Raw genomic sequence first — 8,438 nt, 5'->3', positions numbered from 1 at the left:
CCCGCCTGTTCAGTATGGTTTATCAATGCAAACAGAACCCCTGCAGTGAAATAAACACTGCAGGATTTCATGTTTATTGATGAAACAGACGTTACAGGAACTCTCATGAACCGGGTATATCGTATTGTATGGAACGCCAGCCGTCAGGCCTGGATGGTCGCTGCTGAACTGACACGGGGCAAAACCAAAAGTCAGGTTGGTCGTAAAAAAACATTGCTTAAAATGATTAGCGGCAGTTTAGTCGTCTCGACCAGTTTGTTATTTACTGGTAATGCTTTGGCTGCTCCAAATGAATACATTTGGGATGTTCAAGATGGTTCCTGGACCACGGGATCCAACTGGCGTGATGGTATCGCTCCAGATAATTTAGTCAGCAATAGCGAAGTTATTATTGATAATAATGGCGAAGCAACGATCAGTAATGACATTATTGATCTGCAAATGGGCGAGAATAATCTGATTGTTGGGAAAGGTGGGTTACGAGAGGGGTCACTCGTTATTCAAAATTCAGGACAACTTAGAATCGATAACCTTTCTATAGGAGAACTCTCCTCATCACAAGGCTCGGTGCTTGTTACCAACAACGCTTCGCTTGAAATCCTCTCCAATCACTATAGTGTTGATAGTGGAACGCTGACTGTTGGTAATCAGGGAGACGCGATACTTACCTTAAATAAAGGTGGTCTCGTCGCTGCGGAATTCATAGAAATTGCTAAAGAAGTTAATTCCACAGCCACAATCAATATCGGTGCGGCTCAAGGTGAGATAGCTGTCGCGGCAGGGAGGTTGTATGGCAATAAGATATCTTTTGGGCAGGGTAATGGAACCTTAGTTTTTAATCATACGGATGAAGATTTTAGTTTTAATTCACTGGTCTCTGGCACGGGTAATATTGAATTCTATAGCGGTACAACCAGATTTAAATACAGCAATCACCAGTTTTTTAATGGGGATATTCAGCATAAGGGAGGCGTGCTGGCTATCGATTCTAATAATAGCCTGAAATTAGGCGATGCAGATTATAATAATTTAGCCAATTACACCCAGTCCGCCGATGCTACGTTACGGCTTGGGGTAGCAAGCATGGATAATTATGCCAAGTTGAATGTAACCGGTATAGCGACTTTTGCCAAGGATACAGGGTTGGATATCAATGTTGTTGATGCACCCACTTTGACCAATGGCGGCACGTTATCTAGCGTAATCAGCGCGGGCACCCTTAATGCCTCAACTTTTACCATGACGGATAACTCCGCCTTATATGATTTCACATATGCTATTGACGACAATGTGGTGAACCTGAAGGTTATTAGCTCAGATTCAGAGGGCAATGGCGTTCTTGACAGCGTTAACCGCCAAGGGTTTACATCGGGAAGAGGCGCCGCTAAGGTGCTGGATAGTTTTGTGAACAGTGGCATTACCGGTAATGATATTGAAAAAGTCACTACCGCCCTAGGAAAGCTGTCATCAAAACAAGTTAGTGACGCTGTCGCTGAAACCCTACCATTATTAGTAGCAGGTACCACTGGACTGGCTTCGAACACCATGCGCGGCACCAACCGGGTGATCCAAAGCCGACAGGCCAGTAACCGTGGCTTATCCTCTGGTGATGAGTTCCTGGTGGATAAAGCGGTGTGGTTAAAACCGGTGGGTAGCTGGAGTCGTCAACAAGAGCGTAATGGCGTGAGTGGTTACGATGCCGACAGTTACGGGTTTGTTGGGGGTATTGATGGTGAAATAACCCCTTCCAGTCGGTTAGGGTTTGCCCTGTCATATATGAATACCGATGTTGATGGCAATGGTTCGGCCTCAGGCAACAGCGCCGACATTGATGCCTATCAGCTTATCGCCTACGGCAGCCATGATTTGACGCAATTTGAAAATGTCGAAGTCAGCTGGCAAGCCGATGTGGGCCTTAATAAAAATGATAGCAAACGTTACATTGGTTTTATGAACCGTAAAGCCACCGCTGATTATGATAGTTACGCAGCTCATGTTGGTGCGGGCATAGGCAAGCGTTTTCAATTAACTGAGCAAAGTTTGATTATGCCGAGCCTGCGTGCTGACTATGCTTACATTAAAGATGAAAGCTATACCGAAAAAGGTGCCGGGGCGTTAAACCTGGATGTGGATAGTGTCAATGCCGAAGAACTGATTCTAATGGCTCAGGTGGAAGCTAACCATCAGTGGAATGAGAAAACTTCTTTATCGACCACGCTTGGCGTTGGTTATGATGTGATTAACGACGATACCAGTTTGACCGCTTCTTACACCGGTGGTGGGGCTGCGTTTACCACCGAGGGGATGGATCCATCACCCTGGTTAGCGCGGGCAGGTGTTGGAGCAACCATGTCATTGAATGATATGACCGAGCTGACAGCCAGCTATGATTTGGAGGGACGTGAAGACTTTCTGAATCAAACTGCATCAGTAAATATGCGCTGGCGTTTTTAACACGGGCGCTTTGGTTCAAGTTCAGAAAAGCCTCAGTGGTTATCCATTGGGGCTTTTTTGTGGCGCAATGGCATGTTAAATATGACGTTCAGAGCATTAAGGATGGGCCAGGTGAAATTGTTTGGTAAATCGTTTCCTAACTATAGTATTTTTTTCCTGCTGATCACAGGCTGCACTCATCTGCCATCTACTCAGGAACGCCTTGAGAATGCTACAAAGCTTGCTGAAGACGCAGGCTGGACTTCTGAAACCATACCCACTTCCTATTTCGATCTTCAGGCTTTTTTGCCTGCACAGCGTTTGAAACATAAGCGTTTAACAATATTAATTGAAGGCGATGGCTTAGCCTGGATTTCACCATCAAAATCTTCCTCTGACCCTACACCGCTCAACCCTGTTTCACTGAAGTTGGCCTTAGCATATAAACCTGATCATGCTGTGGCTTACCTTGGCCGACCCTGCCAATTCACATCACAGAATGAAGCGCAGTGCACACAAAAATACTGGACCTCACACCGATTTTCAGAAGAAGTCATTATCGCCACTGATGAGGCGATTACAGCGCTTAAAACAATGACGGGAGCTTCTGAAGTTCAGCTAATGGGCTATTCTGGTGGTGGAGCTGTTGCGGCGTTAGTGGCAAGTCGGCGTGTGGATGTGGCACGTCTCGTCACGTTTGCAGGCAATCTGGATACAACAGCCTGGACAGAACTGCATCAAATTTCACCATTATCAGGATCGCTCAACCCCGCAGACGCGGTAACAGAGCTTCAAGCTATACCGCAGGTTCATTATGTAGGTGGACATGACCGCGTAATCCCTGCCGAAATTGTTGAAAGTTTTCATCGTTTATTACACCCGAAAACGAATAGTCAGATCATTATTATCCCCGAGGCCGATCATCGCTGCTGCTGGCAACAGGTCATCAGAGAAATGAAATAAGCTTTTAAATCAATGATGATAATCAGCACTATCAATGTAAGTCTATATTTACCCGTCCAGCAAAAGTCCCTAATAGCGTCTAAACCTCAAAAGCTCTCCCGGTTGAAATCATTTGTTCTTGGCGGGTAAACGTTGGTATCTATTAAATTTTGCAGATTTCGCTTCTATGCGATCAGTAAGTAAACGTTTTTATAGCATTTCTTAAGATAAGGTGATGTTCTTAAACTAAACTGGTTCGTTACTAGTCATACAGGCATACTGCCGTTTTGTTTTTTATTATTTTGTTGGAGACAACAGTGTTCAGAAAAAAAATCATTTATGTGCCTCTCCTGATATTAGCCATTGCATTGGGTGGCGCCCATGCGGTTGCTAATAATGAGGCAAATCAGGCAGCTCAGGCGTTAGTAGATGAGCTGGTCGCTAAAATTAACCAGAATGGCGTTGAAGTTGAAGTCGGGGAGGTTGTTGCCAACCCTTATACCAAAGACATTACGGTAAATGATGTGTTAATCACAGATGATGCTGATCGTAAACATCAAATAGGCTTACTGACGATAAGTGATATTGAGTTGAATCAGGCGCAGGATTTTATTTATGCGATGGATATTTCAACAGAGGATGCTTTGTTTACTGTAACCGGTGGTGATGGCACGGAACAACAGGAACAGTCTTTGGTTGAAGCATTGCGAAACCTGGGTATTCAAGAAGACAAAATTGGTCACAATCAACATCTGGCTTACCGCTATCATCCTGTTGAACGCCAACTGACGCTGAGTTTGCAGAATCAGTTTTATAATCCCGAGTTAACCGAAAAAGATGCGGCCCAGCTGTTTTCGATGAATTTACATACCAACTTTAGTCAGATCCCTGATCTGGAAAGTCAAATGAGACGGTTAAGAAATAATGAGGATATGTCGGCTGTCACAGCAGAATGGATGCAGACAGGGTTGATAACAGCTGTTATGGAGTTTGAAGATGCAGGTGCGTGGCAGCCTTTAGTAGAGCAAGGTGCTGAAAGTGCAGGTATGACTACAGAAGAATATAAAGCCGGCTTGAAACTGCAGATTCAGCAACAGTTTTCAGCTTTACAGGCGCTTTCACCTGAATTAAGAACCCAGTTGATAGAAGCCAGCAGCCAGTTTATTGATAGTGATACACCACAAGTCGAGCTGGATATAAACTCGAAAAGTCCAGAAGGTGCTGGAATATTTCTGGTTTTTATGGCGACGATGATGTCACCAAACGCACTGGAAAATTATTTTGATATTCAGGTAGCAGCCGAATAGGTCAGGCTTATATACACGTTTAGCTGAAAGATGCCCAATAACCTGTTTTTCTGGTGTTTCACGGATAACTGCAGGAACTGTTCCTCAATCTTTCCTGGCCTATTGTTATCAGCAAAACAGGCTCTTTATAATGAGAATGGTTGTTATTAAAGCCCAACATCAGCTTCATTCACTGGAAATTAGCTGTTAGCTATTCATGAAGCGTATGGACTATCCATTTGTAATTTTTTGCCTTTAAATTTATCCAGGCAATAGAACGGATGAGCATTAATGATTAATCAGGTTTAACGCGTATTAAACCAACTTAATTTTTCAGCTGATAAAGTTGATGCGTAGTTGAGAAGGCAATGTTGCCGGAATTATTGGGAGATCAAGATGAAAAAAAATCGTTTGTTAGTTGCTGTGGGATTGTTGGCTTTATTTCCATTCACAGCATTTGCCGATGAATGTGATTTGGTCATCGAAGCTACTGACCAGATGAGTTTCAGTAAAAAGAAAATGTCAGTTCCTGCCAGTTGTGAAACAGTCAAAGTCACGCTGAAACATACTGGTTCAATGGCTAAGGATATGATGGGCCATAACTGGGTTTTGACCAAGACAGACGATATGCAGGCAATCGTGAGAGAAGGCGCTGCTGCGGGACTGGATAATAATTATCTGCCGGAAGGTGATGATCGTATTATTGCAGCGACGGAAGTAATTGGTGGTGGCAACTCGGCGCAAGTTGAATTTTCTACTGAAGGACTTGCTGATGAAAAACTGACTTTCTTCTGCTCATTCCCTGGGCATAGCGGAATGATGAACGGTCGTTTCAATATCAAATAAGTTCACCTGAAATCCTCCCTCCAGCTTGGGTCTGTTATTCGTTAAGAGTCACCACTGCTGGAGGGAGGATTTTTATTTATATCATTCGTACAGTGACGGGTCGACATCTGGCAAAGCTTCGAATTGAGGCCTGGCAAAATAATAACCCTGAAATAAAGCTACGCCTTGATCGCGTATAAATTGAAACTCTTCTATCGTTTCGACACCCTCAGCAATGACTCTTATCTCCAAATCATTACAGGTCATAATGATTGAGCGGACAATTGATTGTCTGACTTTATCTTTATTAATACCTCGAATCAGTGCCATATCGAGTTTGATAATGTCTGGCTGCCAGTCGGCGAGCAAATTTAAGCCGGCATAACCGGAGCCAAAATCATCAATTGCTGTAGTGAAATTATGCCGTTTATATTCATCAAAAATATTTTTCAGATGATTATTATCAGTGACCTTTTCCACTTCGGTGACTTCAAACATTAAATTTTTGGTGGGAAAGTCCATTACATCAGCCGCTTCCAAGGTAGCTCTAATACAGGTTTCCGGACGATAAACGGCATTAGGAAAGAAATTAATGCTAAGCATGCCTTGTAAATCAAGTTGTTTGGCCAGTTGGATGGCTTTCACCCTAATTGTCTGATCAAAGGAATAACGATTGGTATCATTCAATTTGTCCAGAATGGTATAAGCCGGCTCATTATTTATGCCACGAACCAGTGCCTCGTAACCAAAAATCTTTTTTTCCTGAATGTTAACAATTGGCTGAAAAGCCATTGAAAAGCTGAAATCCAATCCACCACCTTCTAAACATTTATTACAACCTAAAGGTTTGAAATCGGGTAGTTGCTTTGTCATTTGATACTCTTTCTTTGTTTTGTTTATCGTTGGATAGTCATCTATCATCAGATAAAAATCGTCTGATCAGTTTTCTTTATCGGGTTGTTCAAATAATGTTTTAGCTGATAGGCAAATTTGTCAGCATTATCATTCGATAACTTTTCTGGTAGCTCTTGCCTCAGCCGGCGCATATCACCCTGACTGATATCAATGTATCCCATTGCCCAATTATTAAATATGTATTTATTGCTGAGGCATATATTAATTAGTTTACAGTCATGATGCCGTTCATCATCAAGGATTTTTTTATAGAGAGCGATAACAGCTGTTTCAGGACCTTCGAGCACCTGAATAAAATCGAAATGGTTATAACATAAGATGCCGTGAATCTGGATGCGCTGATTATTTTCACGACTCTGATGTAACAATCTCGTTAAATCCACATCGGATAAGCGATTATGGGTTTTACTGGTATACAAAATTCTCAATAAGCTTTTCGACAAAATACCGCATCCTGTTATCCAATACGAACAAGCTGGTATATCTCCTCGTCTTGTTTCAGATTAGTCTATGTCAGAGACTGTACGACGACAAGCTTAAACATGCATCTAACAGACCTGTATCACTTTTCTTAATAAGCGTTCTGTTTCTGCTGAATTCAACACCTGATGAATTCTGTCAGATTAATCAATCTGGACAGTTAATCTTGGGGCAATTGTTATGGGTCAGCGGTTCCAGCAGTAACATCTCCTGAAACGTGGACTGGATGTTTTTGTCATCAGGTGTCAAGCGTGTCGCACAAGATGCAGAAGCTAACGCAGTTTGATGGCAACCAATGTCTTTCAGGCTATAGGTCCGGTTATTCCAAAGAGCAGCGTCGTATGGGAATTGTTCGGTTAATTGAGCATAGACAGTATCAGACTTATCAAAACGCTCCTGCTGATAATACAAATTGGCAAGCGCGATTCCAGGCTGCTGAAGTTCAGTCCAATGCTCCCTCGCGGCTATATAGGCTTGTTCTGCTGTTTTATGCTGTCCGGTCTTTTCTGCATCGTAGGCAGTTTGTAACCAGGTCGGCATGTTCGCTGTAGCAGGGATTTGTTCAGGCCTGACAATGACCAGCGCCCAATGACCGGTGCGGGCCCATGTACGTTCAAAAGTTTTTAATGTTGTTTGCCATCGTTTGGTTTCACCAGAACGTAGAATGAGTTCCTGTGAGTTGATATCAAAACCTATCACCACGGCGTAATGCCAGAAGGGTTTCCAGTTATAGCCAAGGTTCTGCATCACTAAAATGGGATTGCCATTCGCTACTTCAGTCAATAAATCGTCCATCTTTGGAGCCAATGGGTAGGGCATCAAGCCTTGTTTTCGAGTAGCCGCAACCATTTCTATTTGCAGGCTGCCTTTTTTCTGTGGAATATAGACCTGTTCAGTTAATTGATCAGGTTTGATATCGACGCCACGATATTGCATCACGGTTGCTAAAGCAGCGGGGCCACACTGATATTGGTTCTGAGGATAAAAAGGCACATCCTTGAGCTCGGCCTGCTCTGGCTCGAATGACTGTTGATTCAGGAGATTTGTCTGAGGTGTATGACTGCAAGCGGTCACCAATAAGACAATGACTATTAAAACACCCAGCCGAAGCTGGGTGTAGGTAGAACGTTTTTCTGTTTGCATAAACTTAAATCAGATTAACGAACCGGTCTGACAAATGGGAAAATGTCGGTTGCACCGATAGCGTCGGTAATCACAAACACAACAAAGATAAGCACTATTGCACCGAGTATCCCGCCCGCTGGCATGTCATTTATTTGCTCATTTAACTGAGCAATTTCAAAATCAGTCATGCTGTTGACACGTTCCTGAACGGTGTCAGGAGAGACTCCCATTGATAATAGTTGTTGCTGAACATCGTCACGTTCCAGCATTGACGACAATTGCTCGCGATCATATGCAGATTGTTGTGATTGAATAATATCAGGCGTGCTGATCATTGCTGCCTGCACCGGTAAGGTGATGCTTCCGAAAAAGCCAAGCAAAGCAATCCACGCAAATACTTTTTGTTTCATACATCCCTCCGTTGATTTTATA

General features: G+C 43.1%; 8 protein-coding genes. 4 read left to right on the top strand and 4 right to left on the bottom strand.

Features of this window, described 5'->3' with window-relative positions; genetic code table 11:
• Nucleotides 1–105 precede the first annotated feature (105 nt).
• The 4 genes from B3M51_RS12515 to azu all read left to right on the top strand — a co-directional run bounded on the left by B3M51_RS12515 (nt 106) and on the right by azu (nt 5,507).
• A complete protein-coding gene (locus B3M51_RS12515) occupies nt 106–2,454 on the top strand; it encodes an autotransporter domain-containing protein (RefSeq protein WP_292759646.1) in 2,349 nt (782 codons plus the stop codon).
• A gap of 72 nt (nt 2,455–2,526) precedes the next feature.
• Nucleotides 2,527–3,396, top strand: a complete 870-nt coding sequence (locus B3M51_RS12510) for a dienelactone hydrolase family protein (protein ID WP_292759644.1) — start codon at nt 2,527–2,529, stop codon at nt 3,394–3,396.
• Nucleotides 3,397–3,692: 296 nt separating this feature from the next.
• Nucleotides 3,693–4,682, top strand: a complete 990-nt coding sequence (locus B3M51_RS12505) for a hypothetical protein (RefSeq protein WP_292759642.1) — start codon at nt 3,693–3,695, stop codon at nt 4,680–4,682.
• A gap of 375 nt (nt 4,683–5,057) precedes the next feature.
• A complete protein-coding gene (gene azu, locus B3M51_RS12500; protein ID WP_292759640.1) occupies nt 5,058–5,507 on the top strand; it encodes an azurin in 450 nt (149 codons plus the stop codon).
• Nucleotides 5,508–5,588: 81 nt separating this feature from the next.
• On the opposite strand, the gene B3M51_RS12495 is transcribed toward azu, so the two are convergent.
• The 4 genes from B3M51_RS12495 to B3M51_RS12480 form a co-directional block, all read right to left on the bottom strand.
• Nucleotides 5,589–6,359, bottom strand: coding sequence for an EAL domain-containing protein (locus B3M51_RS12495; RefSeq protein WP_292759638.1), 771 nt, complete (start codon nt 6,357–6,359; stop codon nt 5,589–5,591).
• A gap of 47 nt (nt 6,360–6,406) precedes the next feature.
• Nucleotides 6,407–6,844: a BLUF domain-containing protein gene (locus tag B3M51_RS12490; RefSeq protein ID WP_292759637.1), complete on the bottom strand. Its 438-nt coding sequence runs from the start codon at nt 6,842–6,844 to the stop codon at nt 6,407–6,409.
• Nucleotides 6,845–7,028: 184 nt separating this feature from the next.
• Nucleotides 7,029–8,024: a PA2778 family cysteine peptidase gene (locus tag B3M51_RS12485; protein WP_292759636.1), complete on the bottom strand. Its 996-nt coding sequence runs from the start codon at nt 8,022–8,024 to the stop codon at nt 7,029–7,031.
• 14 nt (nt 8,025–8,038) lie between these two features.
• Nucleotides 8,039–8,416 (bottom strand): DUF6627 family protein, encoded by a 378-nt coding sequence (locus B3M51_RS12480; RefSeq protein ID WP_292759635.1) that lies wholly within the window; start codon nt 8,414–8,416, stop codon nt 8,039–8,041.
• Nucleotides 8,417–8,438: the final 22 nt, after the last annotated feature.

The organism is Methylophaga sp. UBA2689 (genome assembly GCA_002354555.1).
Lineage (GTDB): Bacteria > Pseudomonadota > Gammaproteobacteria > Nitrosococcales > Methylophagaceae > Methylophaga.
The sequence above is the reverse complement of the archived record's forward strand: the minus strand, read 5'-3'. Positions and strand labels throughout refer to the sequence as shown.